Genomic DNA, 21,192 nt, shown 5'->3' on the forward strand with positions numbered 1-21,192 from the left:
TGAAGGGGTCAATTACCTAATTTTCAGGGAAAAAGTCCCTGAATTTTCCCCCCGATCACTCCCATATCTGGTACTTTTTGATTTACAAAAACTCTAAAAGTCTTAACCCACAAGGGTTTTACCATTATTCAGCAAGCCCTAATTAGCACTCGATCGCCTCTTTTGTATTTTCACGATTCCCTAGGAGAGGAAAGGGTCAACCACTGCCAAAACCGATCAGACATCAAGATAGCAGATAAATCTAAAGATAGTGTGAAATTAGCAAAAATTGCCGATTTTTTTAGTATTATATCTCTGAAAAGCGGATATTTTCCCCGTGAGAACGGCAAATTAAAGGTGAAAAAATAGTTATTTTTTACATCTTATAAGTAGTTAAGTAGGTAGGCACAATTATTTGTAGGATGGGTTAGCGGTAGCGTAACCCATGCGGGCGTTGGGTTTCATGCTTCAACCCAACCTACGTTCATTTTATATTTAATTCCACCCACCTACTTAGATGTTAAAAACTATCAGTTCCCCCCTTATCAAGGGGGGATTAAGGGGGGATCGAACCCAACATCTATCTTAGATGCCCAGAGTTACCGCTAAAGTTTGATTGCTTAAAGAGTCAAGTGCTGATGGCGATTCCTGTGGGGTCGCTATTTTTTTCCTCCCCACCGACAAAATTGAGGAGCGCTCCTCGTCCCTGAGCGCCTCGATCGAGTAAAGTAATCTCTAGATAATTTTCCGGCAAAAAAGTTAAACGTTCTGACCATTCGATCGCCACTATCCCTAAATCCACCTCGATTCCCTGCCAATAATTTTCTAGGTACAGGGCCTCGATATCTTGACCCTGCAAACGATACAAATCCAAATGATACAAAGGAAGGCGGCCTTCGCTATATTCGTTAACGAGGGTGAAGGTAGGACTAGCTATAGGCTCTTGAATGCCCAATCCTAGGCCAATTCCCTGTACTAAGGTGGTTTTTCCCGCTCCCAAATCACCTTTTAATAAAATTACACTGCCGGGGGCCAAGGTTTGCCCCAGTTTTTCCCCTAAATTGACAGTAGCTTCTCGATCAGGCAAGTCGATAATCATTTTTTCCCGCTAGGATGCCAATTAACCACTGATTTTAATATAGCGATCAGAGCAGCTTTCTGACATCCTTGGCTCTGGGGGGCAAAATTTGGTCTTTTGATCGAGAAAAATAAAAGCAGTTAAACTAATCTCTTATCTCTTAGTCTTACCTTTGGTCAAATGGTCGTTATCAAGACAGAGATAAGCGATCGGCGAAACCTTCTGGTAGATTAGACTAAATGGGAGTTGGTTAACTGCTTTTATAAAATTGATGGTTCCCTAACCATCAGCATTGTCTAGGGTCGAAGGTAATAAAACAACCGAAGTTTAGGACTTTAAGCTAGAAGTTAAGAAAAACAGTGAAATTATTATTTTTGAGTAATGGCCACGGTGAAGATGAGATCGCGATCCGGATTATCAAAAGACTGCAATCATCTCCCCACTGTCCGGATATTACTGCTTTACCCCTAGTGGGTAACGGTTATGCTTATACTCGTCTGGGGATTCCCCTTCTCGATCGAGGTCAAAAAATGCCCTCTGGGGGTTTTATCACTGGGGATGTCAAACAATTATGGCGAGATCTGCGGGAGGGATTATTAGGATTAACCTCCCGTCAATACCGTCTGGTCAGAAATTGGGGCCAAGAAGGGGGAAAAATTGTCGCAGTGGGAGATATCTTACCCCTGGCCCTTGCTTGGTTGAGCGAGACAGATTATGCTTTTGTGGGAACGGCTAAATCGGAATACTATCTCCGGGATGAGCAGGGATGGTTAGATAGTAGCTCGATGATCGATCGCCTCTGGGGTTCCTACTATTATCCCTGGGAACGCTGGTTAATGGCTCATCCTCGCTGTCGGGGAGTTTTTCCCCGGGATAGTTTAACTAGCAAAATTTTACAACAGTGGTCAATTGCCGTTGTCGATGGGGGTAATCCGATGATGGATGACCTTTTACCCGCAATAACGGGCGATTTTCCCCAAGATTGCCTAACTATTCTGCTACTACCCGGTTCGCGCTTTCCCGAATCTCTCCACAATTGGCAGCAAATTCTCGCAGCTGTGGCGGCCATTATCGGCCGTTTTCCCGATTACAAGCTGGAATTTTTGGCGGCGATCGCTCCTTCCCTCCCCCTAGAATCTTTTACGGCTGCTTTAACTTCCCAGGGTTGGGGAGAACATAGCACAAATAAGTTTATTTGTCAAGAGGTATTTATAACTATTTCTCAAAGGGATTACGCCGAATATTTAGGCCGTTGCCATTTAGCGATCGCCATGGCGGGAACTGCCACGGAACAGTTCGTCGGTTTGGGTAAACCGGCGATCACAATTGCGGGATCTGGACCACAGTTTACTGCTCATTTTGCCACACTGCAACAGCGTTTATTAGGCTGTTCAATTCTCTTGGGCGATAGTGCCGAGTCAGTGGCAGACAAGTTAGAATATTTATTACAAAATCCCCCAAAGTGGCAAGAAATCGCCTTTAATGGTCGTCAGAGAATGGGAGCGGCCGGTGCCTCCGATCGCATTGCCCAATGGTTACTAGGCAATTTTTGCCCTTAAACGAAAGTATCGGTCTGATTTTCGCCGCTAGTGGGCCCCTCAAAAATAGTTTCTAGGGCAATTTTTTGGGCGCTTGGTTGTTGTCCGTAGCTGAAAAGATAGGGAATTTCTCCGCTTTGTTGACGAAACCACTGGAAAACGTAGGGACTACCATAAATAATCAATGCTTGAATTTGTCCAGTTTTCAGCAAAGCTTGATAGATAGCTTTCGTTTCGTCGCTTAATCCGGCACTACCCCGAAAAGGATTACCACGGATAAATACTTGTAGGAGAGTCGTTTCTGGGGAGACGAGGGACTGATTAAAGGTACTACGGTCGATTATTTGGGTTTGATAACCCCATTGTCGGGGAATTGTCACCGCCGGACAAGAGCGATCGAGAAAGTCACAGTTGAGTAAATCATCGATAATGATTAAATTGCGGCCTTGAGTAGCTTTAATCGGTAAATTACCGCTAACTGTTTGGGAATCTTTTAAAATATCCCTGACAATCTCTAGAGCTTGCGGTGCCGCTAAACTGCTTAAGGATTCTAAGAATGGCTGTCTTTGCCCTAATTTTTCCTTTGCTCGTTGAATACGCTGCCAAGAATCATTAATTCTCGCTTCGCTAATTGTACCCGCTTGCACGGCACTATACACAGCTTCGATCGCTTCGATCGGATCGGGGGGCATTAATAGTATATCAGCCCCCGCCTGTACCGCCCTCACTACTAGGGCGGCAGCGCTGGCAATTTTGGTTACTCCTCCCATAATCAGGGCATCGGTGACGATTAAACCCTGAAAACCGAGATTTTGGCGCAGTTTTTCCCCGAGAATTTTCGAGGAAAGAGTGGCGGGAAATTCGGCATCCCAAGCGGGAATTAACAGATGGCCTGACATAATACTATCAACCCCCGACTCGATCGCTGCTTGAAAGGGCGGCAATTCGATCGCTTCTAGGCGATCATGATCGTGGTTGATGATGGGAAGATCGAGATGGGAGTCATTGCTGGTGTCACCGTGGCCGGGAAAATGTTTGGCCGTGGTCAAAACTGGATAGGAATTCGCCCCTAAAATAAAAGCTTGAGCTAGATTAGCGACGATTTCGGGAGTTTCAGCGAAGGAACGAATATTAATAACGGGATTGTCGGGATTATTGTTCACATCGACAATTGGGGCTAAAATCCAGTTAATCCCGATCGCTAGAGCCTCCTTAGCGGTAATTGCTCCCATTTCCCTAGCATATTCTGTGGCTTTTGTCAAGCTTTTTTCGGCTATTTTTCCTAAAGCCATCGGGGGGGGAAACCAAGTAGCGCCAGAAAACCTTTGGCCGACTCCCTCCTCGATATCGGCAGCAATGAGGAGAGGATTATCGCCGGACCAACTTTGTAATTGTTGGCTGCGGAGAGCGATTTCGGCGGCGCTGCCTCCTAAGAGAATTACCCCACCGAGGTGGAGAGTTTCTAACCAATGTTTCAGGGTAGCGTTGACAGGTTCCCAAGCAGGATAGCGGATTTGTTGGTCAAAGAGATAGCCGGAAGCGCGGACTACTATCATCTGACCAATACGTTCTTTTAGGGATAAAATGCGATCGCTCACTATTCAGTTATCAGTTATCAGTTATCAGTTATCAGTTATCAGTTTCTGAAGGCAAGAGGCAACAGACAAGAGGCAAAAGGCAGAATCTGGCAATTCTCCTAGCTAAAAAGAAAGTTAGAAACTAAGCACATCAGAGATTTTAGCCTAACCAATTAGGTTTTAGTTTCTGGAAATTTATCAGGTTTAAGTTTTAAGTTCCCAGTGTTGTCTAAATTTAGTTATCCTCTACTGATCACTGTTCACTGGTCACTGATAGCGGAATCGTCATCTTCTGGGGGTCGATCGCTTTTAATATGATCAAGAAGGTGTAACATTCGATCGCCGCGTTCGAGGGAAGAATCTTCTAGAAAGACCACTTCGGGGGTACGTCTCAGACGGATACGTTGGCCTAGTTCACGCCGGACGAATCCCGCGGCAGCTTTTAAACCGGCCATAGTTTCGGCCTTTGCATCTTGGTTGCCGTAGATAGACACGAAAATCCTAGCGTGTTGTAGGTCGTGGGAGAGATCCACATCGGTAACGCTCACCATACCGGCACCGACGCGATCATCTTTAATTTCCATTAATAACATTTGGCTGACCTCGCGCTTAATTAGCGAGGACACGCGAGATACTCGACGGTCGTTAGCCATAATTTTTGTCCCCTAAAAACAGCGAAACCCCTACCATTGTATCAAGCTAATCCGAGCATGGCTTTGAGGGTGAAATAAAGAAAGGCGAAAGTTCCCCCCAGAAAACCCACAAGTGCGATCGCTGTGAGGGGATTTTTTAATAAAGGGGCTAACCAGCCGAAAAAGGCGAAGAAAATCCCTAAACTAAAGCTAATCAGATAGCGGGGGTAACGGCTCACGTTATCAAAAAAGTCGCCCATAAATTTTGTTTATTATCTTTGTCCGTAAGTAAGTATAGCAGTAAGCTTCGATCCTGAGCTACCATTACCAGTAAACTTAAAATCCTATCTCTCATTAATTTCTCATGATTTCCCCGGAGATATTTTAAGGGAGTAAATCAAGTATGTGTTAAGTATTGAATTAATTTTCTACCATTTGAGGAATTGCCAAGGCTGATCACTGATATTGAAGGCGTAAGTCGGGATTCTCCTCTTTTCTCGGTCGTTGCTTAGAGCGCATTTTCACTGACTCACCTCCGACTTCTCCGTCTGGTTTTACCGTTTTTTATTTCCTTTCTCTGGGATGATCAGCTACTCTTGATAATTAAGCTTCTTGCTGAAGTTGACGCCAATGACTGCCTTCCTCCTATCGTAGCTGAGGAATGCTATGATCAAAAATTAATGATCTTGAGATGGTAATTTGCGTGATCTTGCCTGTTTTGCTACCCATTGCCCAAACTCCCCCTAGTGTAGAAATAATTCGACCGGCCCAGGTGCGTCCTTTACCGAATCAACTAGATCAAGTTCCCGTTTTTAATAGCAATAGTCCCGAATTATTGCTAGGAGAAGGGATTTTACTTTCCACTTTTCCCCCCCAAGAGAAAAGTTTTCCCTCGGCCCATTTAAATTATGCTTTTCAGGGACGCTTTGATATTTTTGCCCACCATGTAGCTAGGGGGAATTTCCCCGATAATTTACGCAGCCTTTATTTGGGGATATTACTCCACAATCCTAGTTCTAATCCAGTCACCGTTAAAATTCTGCAAGGGGCTAGTTATTTGAGTCAACCGGATGCAGCTTTTATCGATTTACCGGCACAAGTGGAAAATAATCAGGGGACGGTTTTTGCCGGTCCAGGAAGTCGGGTAATGGGGGATATTTTAATGGGGCAGCGTCAGGATATTTTTCCCGATAGGATTATTATTCCCCCTGGGGAGAGTTTTATGGTCTTAAATGCGGCGATTCCCGTGCGCGATTTGACTCCACCCTTAAACGGTAGATCCACTTATCTCCGTCTGGAAAGTGACGGTCTTCTCTACGCTGCTAGTTTAGCTCTTTATGCAGCCCTAGACGAAAATGGGCAAGAAAGACCCCCAAATCTGACAGAATGGGAAAATCTGCTGGAAAAAGGCGATTTATCGACTCCGCGCGATCGAGCGCCCACTCCTCCCAATAGTCAAGGACAGATAATTTATGGACGGGTAGCGGGGGTGTCCCAAGGTTCAGCCTGGCCCGCCCGATTGGTCGATCGAGCTTCTTTATGGTTAAATATTCCTGATTCTGGTCAATCTATAGCCTATGGGATTAGTACCCTACCTGGAGGCAAACTGGGAACGGAACAAAATCAAAGTGCTAGTATGTTAGTTCGCTATCCCGATACGGCCTATCAAGCTCATGGTAATTACGGTGTGGAATATAGGTTAAGTTTACCTCTATTTAATCGAAGTGATGAGGCGAAAACGGTGACTATTGCGCTAGAAACACCGATTAAAGAGAATGTTATCGGTCAGGGTTTGCGTTTTCTCGATCCGGCTGCCCCACAAGTGTTTTTTCGGGGAACAGTAGCCGTCAATTATAGCGATGACCAAGGACGGGCAGAAAGCAGATTTTTCCATCTCGTCCAAAGACGCGGACAAGAGGGAGAATCTTTAGTGACTCTGACTATTCCTCCGGGGGATTGGCGTGTAGTACAGGTAAATTTTTTATATCCACCAGATGCCACTCCTCCGCAGGTTTTAACGATTAAGACCGAGTAGAACAAGTTTAAAATTGGCCGTTAACGATGGCAATATTCCATTGACCGTCTTGGTTGGTTTCAAAGGCAATTTGGCGACCATCACCGCTAATGGTGGGATTACGCACGCTTCCCCGCAGGTTAGCGGTTAATAGGGTTGCACGGGACTGGGAACGATCATACACCATGACATCACTTTTACCGCGTTCGCTGGAGATATAGGCAATTAAACGACCGTCAGCATTCAGAGATGGCTGATCTTGGCTAGAATCGCCACGATTTAGGTTAGGAAGATTAACTAGGCGCTTTTCTTGCAGATCGAATAAATATATACTACGACGACCGGAGCGATCGGAAGCGAAGGCTAAATAGCGACCATCAGCACTATAACTGGGAAATTGATCGGGGGCAAAACTATTTAAACCACCGACGGGAACTTGAGGAGTAATCAAAAGAGGGGAATTACAGCCACTTATTCCCGATAAAAGTCCAAAAGAGGCCAAAAATCGCCCCAGCCAGATAAAAAATTTTTTTTCTTTCATCTTGACTTTTGACCCCAAATGTGCTAGTAACTTTCTTCCTTGCCGACGGTTTTGAGGGTAAGTAGTTGATTGCCTTGACTGAGACTATCGGCGATCGCTTCTCGAATCGGCAGGTCAATACTGGTTTCAGCGAGGATTTCTTGGGCTTTTTGTCGCAAATCTGCCCCAGTATCGGCATCTACTTGGTCTAGATCGAGTAATTCCTGCGATAGCTGTTCGATCGAATTCGGGTTAGTCATAGCTCAGGCTCCCAACAAGCTTAATTACAATCCCATTGTAAAGAGGGTTCGGTCCCTAATTGGGGATTTTTTGGCTTTAATTCAGTATTGATAAGCTGTTCGTAATTTAAATTGCTTGTTGAGATCAGGCGGTCGGCAGGAGGCAGGAGATTATTTTTATTTATTCTCCCCACTCCCCTCTCCCCCCGCAACGGCTCGCAGTGGTCTCCCCCCACTCCCCAATTCATAATTCCTCCTCTCCCCACTTCATAATTCATCATTCATAATTCATAATTCCCTCTCCCTCAAAAAAATTTTCCTGGAGGTGCTTGACATAACCCTGATGATGAAGTTACAATCAGAATTGTCGCAAAAATGGGATTGTAGTTCAATTGGTTAGAGCACCGCCCTGTCACGGCGGAAGTTGCGGGTTCGAGCCCCGTCAATCCCGTAAAAATCTAGATTAGAGTCGCCCAGGGCCGGTTAACCTGTGGGCAGTAGGATAAATAAACAAGCTCCTACTGCCTAGATTTGTTCTAATTTACCGATAAACCGGCATTAGCTTGAATATAATCGGGTAATTCAATCTTTACCGGTTGTACCCGCCAGATTTCCTCGCAATATTCCCGAATCGATCGATCGCTAGAGAATTTCCCCATGCGGGCCACATTAAGAATTGCTAAACGACTCCAATGTTCTTGATCTTGATAGGCGCGACCGACTTCTTCCTGACAGTCGATATAGGACTGATAATCAGCCAGTAACATATAGGGATCATCGTAGATAAGATTATCCACAAGCGGACGAAATAAACTACTATCACCCCGGCTAAAAAATCCCGAACCAATGAGGTCTAATACTGCCCGCAATTCTTCGTTATGGTAATAGTATTCTTGGGGATTATAACCGGCAGCTTTCTTAGCATAAACCTCCTGGGTGGTCAAGCCAAAAAGAAAGAAATTTTCCGCCCCCACCTCTTCACGAATTTCGATATTTGCCCCATCGAGAGTACCGATAGTTAAGGCCCCATTCATAGAGAATTTCATATTACCGGTTCCCGAAGCTTCTTTCCCGGCCGTGGAAATTTGTTCAGACAAGTCGGCAGCTGGATAAACCCGTTGACCGAAGGTGACATTATAATCGGGCAGGAAAACCACTTTTAAACGTCCTCCAATTGTCGGATCATTATCGATCACTTCTGCCACAGAATTAATCAATTTAATGATTAATTTGGCCATAAAATAACCCGGGGCTGCCTTACCACCAAAAATAAAGGTACGGGGGGTAATATCGAGATTGTGATTATTTTTGAGGCGATGATAGAGAGTAACGATATGTAAAACGTTGAGATGTTGCCGTTTATATTCGTGAATGCGTTTTACCTGCACATCAAAGAGGGTACTAGGATCAACTTTAATCCCGACTTTTTTATCGATATAATTGGCTAAATCTGCCTTAATATCGTATTTAATTTGTCGCCAAGAGTCCCGAAATCCCCCATCATCCACATAGTTTTCTAAACCGCGTAAATCCTCCAGATGTTTAATCCAATTTTCGCCGATTTTTTCGGTAATTGCAAAAGTCAAGCGGGGATTACTAGAAACTATCCAGCGTCGGGGAGTAACCCCATTGGTTTTGTTGCTAAACTTTTCGGGAAAGAGTTCATAGAAATCGCGAAGAACATCTTTTTTTAGTAATTCTGTATGGAGAGCTGCCACCCCATTAATTGCCTGGGAACCCACACAGGCGAGGTGAGCCATACGGACGTATTTTTCGCCGCTTTCATCGATTATAGACAAACGGGACATTTTGCCATCATCATGGGGATAAATAATGCGAATTTTATCCAAGAAACGATGGTTAATTTCGTAGATAATTTCCATTAATCGCGGTAAAAGACGACCAAAAATACTCAAAGGCCATTTTTCTAAAGCTTCTGGCAAAAGAGTATGATTGGTATAAGCGAAGGTATTTTGAGTAATAAACCAAGCTTTATCCCAATCGAAATGATGTACATCAATTAACAAGCGCATTAACTCAGCTACCCCGACAGAAGGGTGAGTATCATTCAATTGTACCGACCATTTTTGATGAAAATTATCGAGACTGGGGTTCTCATGTAAGTGAATACGAATCAGATCCTGTAGGGAACAGGAAACAAAGAAATATTGCTGTTCTAAACGCAGTTCTTTGCCTTGAATTGGTTCATCGTTAGGATAGAGAACTTTACTGATATTTTCCGAGTGAACTTTATTATCCACCGCGCCATAATAATCGCCACGATTAAAGCGACCAAAATCAAAAGATTCACAAGCTTCTGATTTCCAGAGACGCATGGTATTAGCGGTGTTAACTCGATAGCCGAGAATTGGGGTATCGTAGGGAATTCCTTTGACTACATAATCGGGAATCCAATGACTGCGATAATTACCATTTTCGTCGATGTAGGATTCGGTATAACCGCCAAATTTTACCTCTACCGATGATTCCGGTCGGGCAATTTCCCAGGGATTTCCATACTGTAACCACTTATCGGTTATTTCCACCTGCCAACCGTCGTGAATTTCTTGATCAAAGATACCAAATTCGTAGCGAATACCGTAACCAATAGCTGGAATTTCTAGGGTAGAAAGGGAATCGAGATAACAGGCAGCTAAACGACCTAAACCACCATTTCCTAACCCCGGTTCTTCTTCCTGAGCAATTAATTCTTCTAGTTTTAATCCCGATTCGCTGACAGCTTTCTGCACTTGTTCGTAGATACCGAGATTAATTAAATTATTAGCCAAATGGGGGCCGACTAAAAATTCGGCCGAGAGATAACAAACGGTTCTGACATCTTTTTTTAGATAGGTTTGTTGGGTGGTTAACCAACGCTGCAATAAACGATCGCGGATGGTATAAGCTAGGGCCATGTAAAGATCGTTTTTGCTGGCTAATTCCGGTAATTTACCTTGAATATAGAGTAAATTATCCCTTAAAGCCCGTCGGATGGTTTCTGTGTCTAATCCTGTTCTGTCGTCTTCGATGATAATCGGACAAACAAAACTCGTGTCTGAAGATGTATCCATAGGAGTGTTTTTACTGAAGATTGGCTGCTCTTAGTTTAAGATAACCAGACCCAAAATTATATCAAGAAAAGCTTAAATCTTGACTAAGATTAAGGTATAGTAATAATAAAGTTAAGGTGATTAAATGTCAGTTACCGATAGGAAGCGAAAATAGGGGAAAGTTTGAGCAATGCGTGCTTTTGTGACGGGTGGAACGGGTTTTATCGGGGCGAATTTAGTGCGATTGCTTTTAGTCGAAGACTACCAAGTGCGCGTCCTCGTCCGTCCCCACAGTAATCTCAGAAATTTGTGGGGTTTAGATATCGAAATTGTCTGGGGTAATTTAAATGATGAGAACTTATTTAAATTAATGGTCGGATGCGAAGTTCTCTTTCATGTAGCGGCACAATATTCTCTCTGGCAAAAGGATAGACATCAACTCTACCAAAACAATGTTTTAGGTACAAGAAATGTTCTAGAATCGGCGCATCTAGCGGGAATTACCAGAATAGTTTATACCAGTTCCGTGGCCGCTATTGGAGTGGGTAAAAAGGGTGAAAGTGTCGATGAAACTTATCAAAGTCCCGCCCATCAATTAGTGGGTTATTATAAAAAATCGAAGTATTGGGCAGAACAGGAAGCATTGAAAGCAGCACAAAGAGGACAGGATATCGTTATAGTTAATCCTAGTACGCCCATAGGAGCCTTTGATATTAAGCCTACACCCACCGGCGACATTATTCTCCGTTTTTTGCGACGAAAAATGCCCGCTTATGTGAATACGGGATTAAATCTAATTGATGTGCGCGATGTGGCCTGGGGACATTTATTAGCTTTAGAAAAGGGCAGAACTGGCGAAAGATATATTTTAGGTCATCAAAACACTTCTTTAAAAACTTTGTTGACAGAATTAGCCAAAATTACCGGCATAAATGCCCCGAAAATTGTTTTACCTTTTTGGATTCCTTTACTAATAGCTTGGTTAGATGAAAAAGTTCTTCCTGTCCTCGGAAAATCCCCCTCTATACCCCTTGATGGCGTGAAAATGTCAAAACAGTCCATGTACTACGATTCCTCGAAGGCAGTGCAAGAACTAGGCTTACCCCAATCGCCGATTAGACAAGCTTTAGCCGATGCCATCGATTGGTTTCAAACCAATGGAGACATTACTTATTAACACTGAGTAGGAAAGGAAAAAAATGGTCTCAATTGTGCTGAGATGCTTAAGTAGTTAGGTGTTAAAAGTTGTCAGACATCCCCCTTATTAAGGTAGTAGGGTTGATTCATGAATCAACCCTACTATGAATCAACCCTAGGGGCAGGGGGCATCTGATGCAAAATCTATTTAATAACTCATCTAGGAAACCCCGTTCTTGCTAAAATAACTCCAATTTTAAGCGCCATCATCCCCCCAAGAACACTGCCCAACCAGTAAATTAAACTGAAAGTCACGTTTCCCTGCTCTAAAAACTTGTTAACCTCCAAACTATAGGCGGAAAAAGTTGTATAGGAACCACAAAAACCCGTGGCAATCATCAATCCTAATTCTGGGGCAATTATGCGAATATTTTCCTTAACCATAGTAAAAATATAGGCAATAATTAAACAACCAGAAACATTGACAAAAAATGTTCCCAAAAATCCCCATTCTTGACCGAAAATACTGTCAATTAATTCTCCGATATAAAAACGACTCAAAGCCCCAAAAATAGCCCCAATCGCCACGAATAAACTATAACGTCCCCTGAAAAAATTCATGCTGTCTCTCCTGTCCTTCAATAGTCAATAAATTGGAGAATTAAGTAGCTGGTTATAATTAAATTTAAAATGGATTTTAGGTTCGATCTCCCCTTAATCACCCCTTGATAAGGGGGGCATCTGATAGTTTTTAACGCCTACCTACTTAACCTAGAAAAAATTGGGCAATAGCTGCCCCGATTCTCACGGCAATCAATCCGAAAATGATACTAGCAACGGCAAAAAAAAGACTGAGAAAATTTTGCTGATTGCGCCAGAGGATCAATATATCTAAACTATAGGTAGAAAAGGTGGTATAAGCTCCTAAAAATCCCGTTCTAACCATTAAATCTAGTGCGTGGGAATAAAAGGGAAAACTGGGTAAAATAGCCCAAAAAAAGCCGATAGCTAGACAGCCAGTTAAGTTAATAATAAAGGTTCCAGATGGAAAGCGCAAGCCGAATTTTGCTTTTGTCCATTCGGTAATATGATAACGAGATAACGCCCCCGGAACCGCTCCGGCTACAATTGCGAAAACATCGTTCAAATCTGACATTGTATCTAATTTTTTTGCTATCTTTGTCTAGGCTCTATGATAATTGATGCGGTTATTGATCGCATGGCCCATATTTTCAGGGGTGTTATTGTCGAGGACAACCCTCTGACTTTAAAATAGAGGGATGAAAATTCAACCGCGTAAACGTTTTGGACAACATTGGTTAAAAGATGAATCGATACTCGATCGCATCATCGGCGCTGCTAATTTACAATCAGAGGATCGGGTATTAGAAATCGGCCCTGGTACAGGCATTTTAACCCGTCGTCTTCTCGATGGCGCTCAATTGGTTGTCGCTGTAGAAATCGATCGAGATCTATGGACAATTTTAAATAAAAAATTTGGCCAACAAGATAACTTTCATCTCATCCCGGGGGACTTTCTTAGCCTTAAACCCGAGCAACTGCCGCCAGTTAATAAAGTAGTGGCTAATATTCCCTATAATATCACCGGTCCGATCCTCGAAAAGCTGCTCGGTTCGATCGCCCATCCCTTCACCCCCCCGTACCAGAGTATTACCCTCTTAGTCCAGAAAGAAGTCGCCGAAAGATTAGTCGCTGTCCCCTCCAGCAAAGCTTACAGCGCTCTCAGCGTCCGCATTCAATACCTTGCTGATTGTCAATGGATTTGTGACGTACCCCGGCGGGCCTTTTCTCCACCTCCCCGGGTGGATTCGGCGGTAATTCAGCTTTTACCCCGTGTTTTGCCGAATAATGTCAGCAATCCAGCCTTTTTATCCACTTTAATTAGCTGGGGTTTTGCCAACCGGCGCAAAATGTTACGCAATAATCTAAAAAATTGTCTAGATAGCGATCGATTAAGCCAAATCCTGACACAATTAGAAATTAATCCCCTCGCTCGCGCCGAAGACCTCAGTTTATCGCAATGGATTGACTTGGCGGAAAAATTAGGTCAATTGCCAAAATTTTAGATTTTTTTCCTTGACAAATGCACAGTTATACCCTTCTAGCCCCCGCTAAAATTAACTTATATCTAGAAATCGTTGGCGATCGCCCTGATGGTTTCCACGAGTTAGTCATGGTGATGCAGACGGTGGGATTATGCGATCGCATCACTCTCCGGCCGAACGGATTGCAGGAATTCCGTCTCTTTTGCTCTCATCCCCTCGTCCCCCAAGATAGCAGTAATCTCGCCCATCGGGCTGCCACTTTGATGGCGAAGGAATTCCCCCGCGTCTTTGCCAATTACGGCGGCATCGATATCACCATCGAGAAATATATTCCCGTGGCTGCCGGTTTAGCGGGGGGTTCCACCAACGCGGCGGCGGTGTTAGTCGGTATCGATTTAATCTGGGAATTAGGCTTAACCCGTCCGGAATTAGAAACTTTAGCGGCAAGATTGGGGTCCGATACTTCCTTTTGTGTGACAGGAGGAACGGTTATCTGTACGGGAAGGGGAGAAATTCTCGATCCGATCGCTCCTCTAACCGGATTATGGGTTATTTTAGCTAAATACGATCATTTATCCGTTCCTACACCCTGGGCCTACCAAAGCTATCGGCAAAAATTTCAGGATACCTATCTGTCTTCTCCAGAGGACTTTCATCACCGTCGTCAGCAGGTGAGTTCCGGGGCTTTGGTACAAGCGATCGCACAGAAAAAACCAGCCGCTATCGGCAAATTTATCCACAATGACCTCGAAAAGGTGGTTTTACCCGAATTTCCCCTCGTAGCCGAGTTAAGACAGGTTCTAGGGGATTTAGGCGGCTTGGGAACGATGATGTCAGGCTCTGGCCCGACGGTTTTTACTCTCTGTTCATCTCAGGAAGTGGCGGAAACTATCGTTAAAGAGGCCCGGGAAATTCTCGTCGCTCCCGATCTACAATTTTGGATAGCCCCAATCACCGATACAGGCATTCAAGTGACTTGAGAAAATGACAATTAACCGCCTTTACCAAGATAACCAAACTCGCGGAATAATTGCCTCTCGATCGCTTATTTCTCGTCTTAAAATTTGCCAAACCTGCTGAAACCATTGTCGCACCTCACCGCTAGAATTGCCCCGATAACGACATAAAAGACCATCTCCTAAAGTGCTAGTAACTCCCATCTCTCCTTCTAGGGAAAAATCTCTCACTTTCTCGATTAAATTTCTGCCCACCGGTTGACCGATATAAACTAAAGTACCGATCAGGGCGCTATCATTTAAACCAGAAAATCCCTCGATCATTTTACCACCCAACAGGAAGGATCGATCAATCCATAAAGGTTGTCCCGATCGCCAAATTTCCCAATTAGAATGCCATTCTCCCGCTAAAAATTTCTCGCCTCGCGCACTGCGGCCAAAACGGGTAATTTCCCATCCCAGCCAACTGCTATTTTCCCCTAAATCCACTCGTAAATGTTGGCGAAATGCTGCACCATTAAAGATAATTGTTTCTTGGGGTAGCCATTCTAACCCGGCATTGTCATCGATTTTAATCTCGATTAATTGCTGTGCCATCTGACCGTTACTCTGGTAAACTTTTCCAGCAGAAGCAGTGGTAATCAGGGCATTAGTAGCGGCTTGGAGATGAATTTTTTGTTGCAGAACATCACCGCCAACTATTCCCCCCGCCGTGTGTAAAATCACCGTATGACAAAGGTTTTTTCCTTCGGGATAAAAAGGTCTTTGTACTTTTAAAGGGGCGGTAGCATAGACGTGATTAATCTCGGTTGCGAGATTTTTTTGCTTGTAAATTAGTTCTAGGTTTCCCTGCCACATTATTTATTGATCCTCGGTCATGGTTTCTAGAAATTGCCGATAATTTTCGGGACTGAGATTAATTTTAACTTCTATTTGCTGTTCTTTATCCCTGATCAGTAAAATATATTCACTTTCCGCTTTTTTGCCGACTAGGAGAGGATTTTTTAGCTCGAATTTTTGATAAACTAGATGGGGTTTCGTCACCCGAATAACTAAACTAGGTTGGGATTGAGGATAAATGTCTAATTGCTCCCGTTCCCGATCTAAAATTAATTGTTTAGGTGTCATGCTTCTTTCGTCAGCAAAAGTAGATTTATGCCAATAGAGGGTAATCCCCCGAATTTGAGGCATTTGGATGCTAAACTTTTCATCAAAACCTTGCTGCTCCCAATTAATATCTTCCAGAGAGCCAGTATCGGGAATTAAACGCTGTTGCCAGAAGACTTCCTTAAGATTTAAATCTTGCCACCATTGGCTAATAATTTGGAAATTCTCCAGATTATCGGGGTGGGGATTGACACTTTGCCAGAGGAGAGGAGTAAGCATTTTGGGGTAATTTTTGCGCTGGGAAAATCAGGTTAATAGTCTTCGCTGGAGTTAAGGGATCATTAATCTCAATTATCATCGATTCTTGAGCTGCCGATCGGGCCATGGTATTAACTCTCGATCGCATTTTTATTTTATCCTAAATTATCGAGGGAAAAACTGCTAAAAGTGGTCTTCAGATGCGATCGCCAGCCACCAGCCCAGAAAACTGAGGGAAGATCAGATAGATTGGATATAATTAACTAATAAAGCCCTGTATGGTCCCAAAAACTAGAATTGTTTTAATATGAACCAGCCTAGACTATTATCTTTTACCCTCGATGGTTGGGGTGTGCTAGGTGGTCCAGTTTCCCTATCCCTAGTTAACCAAGTTGGGGTATTAGTGGGGAGAAACGGTGCGGGGAAATCCGCTATCCTAGAAGGATTTGAAGCCATCTCATCCTGTGCTATCGGTAGATCGATCGGCTCTCGGATGATTGATAGTGATAGCATTCCCTCAATTTTGCAGGTTGAAATTCTAACACCGACTAACCGGCGCTTAGGATACAGGTATGAGCTAATCATCCCCTTTTCTATGGACGATCTAGATACAGACATAGATGATACCACTAACGATAATTCCTTGGAAAATTCCTTTTCTTGGAATGATTATTGTCAGTATATTGATGGAGATCAAGAACTTCTCTGGAAAACCGAATTTGGACTAACAAGCTTTAATAATAATGGTGAGCCAATATTTGCTATTCTTGGCAATACTACCTCGCTGCGACAGTCAAATATACCTGGAAATTCATCGCTAAATTTACCTCCAGAAATGCAGTGGGTTTATGCTATTTTCAAAGGGATTCGTCTTCTTGGCAAAGCTCCTATCCGTCGCACATCAAGACGACAGCCTTCTTTATTAAAGGTGACAAGTAAGAAGATTTCTGCCAGTCGATTTGATCTAGCAGATACTCTAGCTCGGAGAATATTTCGTTGGGTGGGTACGGATGATTTTGATGAACTAGAAAATGTTTGTCAACGAATAAGACTTGCCAAGAAAATCACTGTGCAGAAGTTTGTTTTGAGTGAGCATTCTGGACAGACAGTCCAAGGTAAAGACGAAGAGTACATCGCTTCAGTATTATTAGATGGAGTCAATATTGGATTACTCTCCGATGGCACCTTGCGAGTTTTATCAATTCTGATCGAAATAATTGCTCACCATCCTAATGCAACAACCATAATTGAGGAGCCAGAAACACAAATACATCCCGCAATGTTAGCAAAATTATTAAATGAAATTAAATCCTATACTTGGGATGAAAATTTAATTATATCAACTCATTCACCACAAGTAGTAGCTTGGACAAAGCCAGAAAATATTAGCTTAGTTTATCGTAACCAGGGACGGACAAGTGTTAGGAAACTAGAAGAAGGAGAGATTGAAAAAGTTGTCGAGTACCTCTGTGAAGAAGGAGATTTAGGAGACTGGATTTACAGTGGTATTCTCGATGAGTAGTAACTTGATCGCCATAATTGCCGAAGATGAGACGGACTGCGATGTGTTTCGTCAAATTATCCATCGCGTGCTGGGGACAAATACTAGGACAAAATCTTGGGCATCTAAATCCTCTAGTACATTAAAGAGAAAACTGTCAGCAAAACTTAAAGTTATGACAAGGGAAGGATGTGATGCTTTTATCATTGTTCATGATTTAGATCGTAATCCCAAGAATAACTCTCTTAACGATGAAAAACGATTGCGAGATCACTTAGAATTAAGCTGTTCTAATATTAATGGTATCAGGAAATATATCTGCATCCCAATAGAAGAATTAGAGGCTTGGTTTTGGTCTGATCCAGAAGTTGTTAAATATGTGGGACGAGGCAAGGGAAAAGCTCACCCAAACCCTCACCTAATTATCAAACCGAAAGAAGAATTGATCAAATTGTCAATCGGTGAAAATAGAAAACCCCGTTATAGTACCAACATGAATCTTGAACTAGCCCAAAAGCTAAATTTAGAACTTTGTGCCACTTGTTGTCCTTCTTTTAAAGATCTTCTCGACTTTCTGCAATCTCTGTCAAGAGGATAGCAAACCATTAACCCGTCCATCCCAGCCAAGGTATCTGCGACCACTACTGACTTGACACTGTTCTAAACCCCAAAAAAGAGGGATTTTATGGTAAAATAGTCGTACAAATGGGCATATTCTGCACATCAAAAGGGTAAAAACCCGACTTTTAGCGAATTTAATCACAAAAACGCTTTTTTTGCCTTGTTATTGGAGTTAACCCCCCTATGACCGCCGCCCAGGATCATGTCGTCCCCACAGACTTAAGCAATGAAATGTCCCGTTCCTACCTAGAATACGCCATGAGCGTCATCGTCGGGCGAGCCTTGCCCGACGCTAGGGACGGACTGAAACCCGTACACCGGCGCATTCTTTACGCGATGTACGAACTAGGATTAACCCCCGATCGCCCCTTCCGCAAATGCGCTAGAGTCGTCGGGGAAGTATTAGGAAAATACCACCCCCACGGGGATACTGCTGTTTACGATGCTCTCGTCCGCATGGCCCAGGATTTCTCCATGCGCGATCCCCTGATTAACGGTCATGGTAACTTCGGATCGATCGATAACGATCCCCCGGCGGCCATGCGTTATACCGAGTGTCGTCTGCACACCCTGGCCACCAACGCCCTACTACAGGATATCGAGTCAGAAACCGTCGATTTCGCCGATAACTTCGATGGTTCCCAACAGGAACCCGTGGTTTTACCCTCTAGAGTCCCACAACTGCTAATTAATGGCTCATCGGGGATCGCCGTCGGTATGGCCACCAATATTCCCCCCCACAACCTGGCCGAGATTATCGATGGAACCGTTGCCCTCATCCATAACCCGGATCTCACCGATACGGAATTACAGCGTTATATCCCAGGGCCGGACTTTCCCACCGGGGGGCATATCCTTGGCAGAGACGGCATTCAGGAAGCTTACACCACCGGCCGGGGTTCCATTACCCTGCGGGGAGTCGCCTCCTTTGAAACCATCGAACAAAGGGGAAGACCCGATCGAGATGCTATTATCATCACCGAACTGCCCTATCAAACCAATAAAGCGGCATTAATCGAAAAAATCGCCGATTTGGTCAATGATCGCAAAATAGACGGTATTTCCGATGTGCGGGACGAAAGCGATCGCGACGGCATCCGGGTAGTGATCGAACTGAAACGAGATGCCTATCCCCGCGTCGTCCTCAACAATCTTTATAAACAAACGCCCCTCCAGTCGAATTTTGGGGCGAATATGTTGGCATTAGTCGATAACGAACCGAGATTACTGACTTTAAGGGAGTTTCTTCGGGTTTTCCTCGATTTTCGCCTAGAAGTTATCACCCGTCGTACCCGTTATGAACTCCGCAAGGCCGAGGAAAGGGATCATCTCCTTCAGGGTTTACTAATTGCCCTCGCTAGTCTCGATGCAGTCATTGCCCTAATTCGCAGTGCTGCCGACACAGCTAGTGCAAAAGAGGGATTAGTGCAGAATTTTGGTCTTTCAGAGGTGCAAGCGGACGCAATCCTACAAATGCAGCTGCGACGGTTAACCGCCCTAGAATCGGAGAAAATTCAGCAAGAACACGGGGAATTACTGACAAAAATCGGCGATCTTCAGGATATTTTAGCCAGAAAAGAACGGATCGACAGCATTATCGAGGAAGAACTGCAACAGATCAAAACGATTCACGCTACCCCCCGTCGCAGTCATATTGAACAACGGGAAGGAGAAATCGCCGAAACTGACCTGATTGCCAACGAACAGGCCTTAATTCTCGTCACTGAACAGGGTTACATCAAAAGAATGCCCGTTAATACCTTTGAGTCCCAAAATCGGGCGACAAGGGGCAAAGCTGGCGCAAAAATGAAAGAAGACGACGGCATCGATCACTTTATCACCTGCCGCGATCACGATAGCGTCCTCTTTTTCACCGATCGCGGGGTTGTCTATAGTCTCAATGCCTATCATATCCCCACCGGTTCCCGTACCGCTCGCGGCGTTCCCATCGTGCAACTGTTAGAGATTCCCAAAGGGGAGAAAATTACCTCGGTGGTGGCAGTCAGCGAGTTCAGCGAAGATAATTACCTGATTATGCTCACACAAAAGGGATTTATCAAGAAAACCGCCCTCGCTGCCTTTAGTAATATTCGATCGAACGGTTTAATCGCCATTTCTCTCGAAGACGGTGATCAACTACGTTGGGTTCGCTTGGCTAAAGAGGAAGATAGCGTCATTATCGGTTCTCGTCAGGGGATGGCAATTCATTTTAAGGCCGATAGTCAACAATTGCGCTCCTTGGGAAGGGCAACTAAAGGCGTAAAATCGATGAAATTGCGCTCAGGTGACGAATTAATTAGTATGGACATCCTGCCTAGTCAAATTGTCGCCCAAATCGCTGAATCTAACCAAGAAGAAACCGAGGACGAAAGCGAAGAAATTAACCCCGAAGTGGCTAATAATGGCCCCTGGGTGTTAGCGATTACCATGGCAGGACTAGGAAAACGGGTTCCCGTTACCCTCCTACGTCTGCAAAATCGGGCGGGATTAGGAGTCAGAGTGATTAAATTCCGCAAAAAGAACGATAAATTAGCGGCTCTGCACGTTGTTAACCCCAACGAGGAATTTATGATTATCACCGAACGGGGCATTATCATCCGTCAATCCGTCGATGCTATTACTCCCCAATCGCGATCGGCCGGAGGTATCCGGGTACAAAAACTCGATGAGGACGATGCGATCGCTGCTGTCGCCCTAGTTCCCCCTAGTGATGCGGAGGAATCTGAAGACATTTAGATTTGCAGGGAAGTGGGGAGTGGGAATTATGAATTATGAATTATGAAGTGGGAAATGGGGAAGTGGGGAAGTGGGGAAATGGGGAAATTGAACTAAAACCCCAAAACCCCAAAACCCCAAAACCCCAACCCCCAACACCTAAAACCTGTCTCCTGTCTCCTGTCTCCTTTCCTGAGTATTTGG

The 21,192-nt window shown here is 44.1% G+C and carries 19 protein-coding genes and 1 tRNA gene; 9 read left to right on the forward strand and 11 right to left on the reverse strand.

The window, feature by feature from the left end:
* Positions 1-607: 607 nt before the first annotated feature.
* Positions 608-1,078: a tRNA (adenosine(37)-N6)-threonylcarbamoyltransferase complex ATPase subunit type 1 TsaE gene (tsaE, locus tag ACE1AQ_RS18995; RefSeq protein ID WP_106908441.1), complete on the reverse strand. Its 471-nt coding sequence runs from the start codon at positions 1,076-1,078 to the stop codon at positions 608-610.
* A 338-nt stretch (positions 1,079-1,416) separates the two neighbouring features.
* Here tsaE and ACE1AQ_RS19000 point away from each other — a divergent pair, with 338 nt between their 5' ends.
* Positions 1,417-2,616 (forward strand): lipid-A-disaccharide synthase-related protein, encoded by a 1,200-nt coding sequence (locus ACE1AQ_RS19000; protein ID WP_374809012.1) that lies wholly within the window; start codon positions 1,417-1,419, stop codon positions 2,614-2,616.
* Here the strand turns inward: ACE1AQ_RS19000 and ACE1AQ_RS19005 are convergent.
* From ACE1AQ_RS19005 to ACE1AQ_RS19015, 3 genes are all read right to left on the reverse strand, one after another.
* Complete coding sequence (locus ACE1AQ_RS19005) at positions 2,613-4,193, reverse strand: glycoside hydrolase family 3 N-terminal domain-containing protein (RefSeq protein ID WP_374809014.1); 1,581 nt, start codon at positions 4,191-4,193, stop codon at positions 2,613-2,615. The genes ACE1AQ_RS19000 and ACE1AQ_RS19005 overlap by 4 nt on opposite strands.
* 239 nt (positions 4,194-4,432) lie before the next feature.
* A complete protein-coding gene (gene rbfA, locus ACE1AQ_RS19010) occupies positions 4,433-4,825 on the reverse strand; it encodes a 30S ribosome-binding factor RbfA (protein WP_110544898.1) in 393 nt (130 codons plus the stop codon).
* A gap of 41 nt (positions 4,826-4,866) precedes the next feature.
* Positions 4,867-5,064 carry a DUF751 family protein gene (locus tag ACE1AQ_RS19015; RefSeq protein ID WP_002737592.1) on the reverse strand — a complete coding sequence of 66 codons (198 nt, stop codon included), beginning with the start codon at positions 5,062-5,064 and terminating at the stop codon, positions 4,867-4,869.
* A 431-nt stretch (positions 5,065-5,495) separates the two neighbouring features.
* On the opposite strand from ACE1AQ_RS19015, the gene ACE1AQ_RS19020 reads away from it, so the two are divergent.
* Positions 5,496-6,839 (forward strand): DUF3370 domain-containing protein, encoded by a 1,344-nt coding sequence (locus ACE1AQ_RS19020; protein ID WP_008205215.1) that lies wholly within the window; start codon positions 5,496-5,498, stop codon positions 6,837-6,839.
* 7 nt (positions 6,840-6,846) lie between these two features.
* Here the strand turns inward: ACE1AQ_RS19020 and ACE1AQ_RS19025 are convergent, their stop codons facing one another.
* Entirely contained in the window at positions 6,847-7,359 is a 513-nt protein-coding gene (locus ACE1AQ_RS19025) for a TolB family protein (RefSeq protein WP_008205217.1), read from the reverse strand.
* Positions 7,360-7,382: 23 nt separating this feature from the next.
* The gene (locus ACE1AQ_RS19030) at positions 7,383-7,598 is read right to left on the reverse strand and encodes a hypothetical protein (RefSeq protein ID WP_002737387.1); all 216 of its coding nucleotides are present in this window, start codon (positions 7,596-7,598) and stop codon (positions 7,383-7,385) included.
* A 356-nt stretch (positions 7,599-7,954) separates the two neighbouring features.
* Here ACE1AQ_RS19030 and ACE1AQ_RS19035 point away from each other — a divergent pair.
* Positions 7,955-8,028, forward strand: a tRNA-Asp gene (locus ACE1AQ_RS19035).
* 85 nt (positions 8,029-8,113) lie between these two features.
* Here the strand turns inward: ACE1AQ_RS19035 and ACE1AQ_RS19040 are convergent.
* On the reverse strand, positions 8,114-10,648 hold the full coding sequence (locus tag ACE1AQ_RS19040; protein ID WP_008205221.1) for a glycogen/starch/alpha-glucan phosphorylase: 2,535 nt from the start codon (positions 10,646-10,648) through the stop codon (positions 8,114-8,116).
* A 169-nt stretch (positions 10,649-10,817) separates the two neighbouring features.
* On the opposite strand from ACE1AQ_RS19040, the gene hpnA reads away from it, so the two are divergent.
* A complete protein-coding gene (hpnA, locus tag ACE1AQ_RS19045) occupies positions 10,818-11,804 on the forward strand; it encodes a hopanoid-associated sugar epimerase (protein WP_106908446.1) in 987 nt (328 codons plus the stop codon).
* A 176-nt stretch (positions 11,805-11,980) separates the two neighbouring features.
* Here the strand turns inward: hpnA and crcB (ACE1AQ_RS19050) are convergent, their stop codons facing one another.
* Together crcB (ACE1AQ_RS19050) and crcB (ACE1AQ_RS19055) are read right to left on the reverse strand one after the other, a co-directional pair.
* Complete coding sequence (crcB, locus tag ACE1AQ_RS19050) at positions 11,981-12,385, reverse strand: fluoride efflux transporter CrcB (RefSeq protein ID WP_008205224.1); 405 nt, start codon at positions 12,383-12,385, stop codon at positions 11,981-11,983.
* A 145-nt stretch (positions 12,386-12,530) separates the two neighbouring features.
* On the reverse strand, positions 12,531-12,920 hold the full coding sequence (crcB, locus tag ACE1AQ_RS19055; RefSeq protein ID WP_110544901.1) for a fluoride efflux transporter CrcB: 390 nt from the start codon (positions 12,918-12,920) through the stop codon (positions 12,531-12,533).
* A gap of 124 nt (positions 12,921-13,044) precedes the next feature.
* Between crcB (ACE1AQ_RS19055) and rsmA the strand changes: the two genes are divergently transcribed.
* Both rsmA and ispE read left to right on the forward strand, forming a co-directional pair.
* Positions 13,045-13,851, forward strand: coding sequence for a 16S rRNA (adenine(1518)-N(6)/adenine(1519)-N(6))-dimethyltransferase RsmA (rsmA, locus tag ACE1AQ_RS19060; RefSeq protein WP_110544903.1), 807 nt, complete (start codon positions 13,045-13,047; stop codon positions 13,849-13,851).
* 17 nt (positions 13,852-13,868) lie between these two features.
* Complete coding sequence (gene ispE / locus ACE1AQ_RS19065; RefSeq protein ID WP_008205231.1) at positions 13,869-14,810, forward strand: 4-(cytidine 5'-diphospho)-2-C-methyl-D-erythritol kinase; 942 nt, start codon at positions 13,869-13,871, stop codon at positions 14,808-14,810.
* A gap of 21 nt (positions 14,811-14,831) precedes the next feature.
* On the opposite strand, the gene ACE1AQ_RS19070 is transcribed toward ispE, so the two are convergent.
* Both ACE1AQ_RS19070 and ACE1AQ_RS19075 read right to left on the reverse strand, forming a co-directional pair.
* On the reverse strand, positions 14,832-15,644 hold the full coding sequence (locus ACE1AQ_RS19070) for an urease accessory protein UreD (RefSeq protein ID WP_110544905.1): 813 nt from the start codon (positions 15,642-15,644) through the stop codon (positions 14,832-14,834).
* Positions 15,645-15,647: 3 nt separating this feature from the next.
* Positions 15,648-16,172: a hypothetical protein gene (locus ACE1AQ_RS19075; RefSeq protein ID WP_110544907.1), complete on the reverse strand. Its 525-nt coding sequence runs from the start codon at positions 16,170-16,172 to the stop codon at positions 15,648-15,650.
* A gap of 286 nt (positions 16,173-16,458) precedes the next feature.
* Between ACE1AQ_RS19075 and ACE1AQ_RS19080 the strand changes: the two genes are divergently transcribed.
* The 3 genes from ACE1AQ_RS19080 (at position 16,459) to gyrA (ending at position 21,009) form a co-directional block, all read left to right on the forward strand.
* Positions 16,459-17,673 (forward strand): AAA family ATPase, encoded by a 1,215-nt coding sequence (locus tag ACE1AQ_RS19080; RefSeq protein ID WP_106908449.1) that lies wholly within the window; start codon positions 16,459-16,461, stop codon positions 17,671-17,673.
* Positions 17,666-18,250, forward strand: coding sequence for a DUF4276 family protein (locus ACE1AQ_RS19085; RefSeq protein ID WP_002751824.1), 585 nt, complete (start codon positions 17,666-17,668; stop codon positions 18,248-18,250). The genes ACE1AQ_RS19080 and ACE1AQ_RS19085 overlap by 8 nt, the downstream gene beginning before the upstream one ends.
* Before the next feature lie 206 nt (positions 18,251-18,456).
* Positions 18,457-21,009 carry a DNA gyrase subunit A gene (gene gyrA, locus ACE1AQ_RS19090; protein ID WP_008205242.1) on the forward strand — a complete coding sequence of 851 codons (2,553 nt, stop codon included), beginning with the start codon at positions 18,457-18,459 and terminating at the stop codon, positions 21,007-21,009.
* Positions 21,010-21,192 lie beyond the last annotated feature (183 nt).

Source organism: Microcystis sp. BLCC-F209, from assembly GCF_041928595.1.
Classification (GTDB): Bacteria; Cyanobacteriota; Cyanobacteriia; order Cyanobacteriales; family Microcystaceae; genus Microcystis.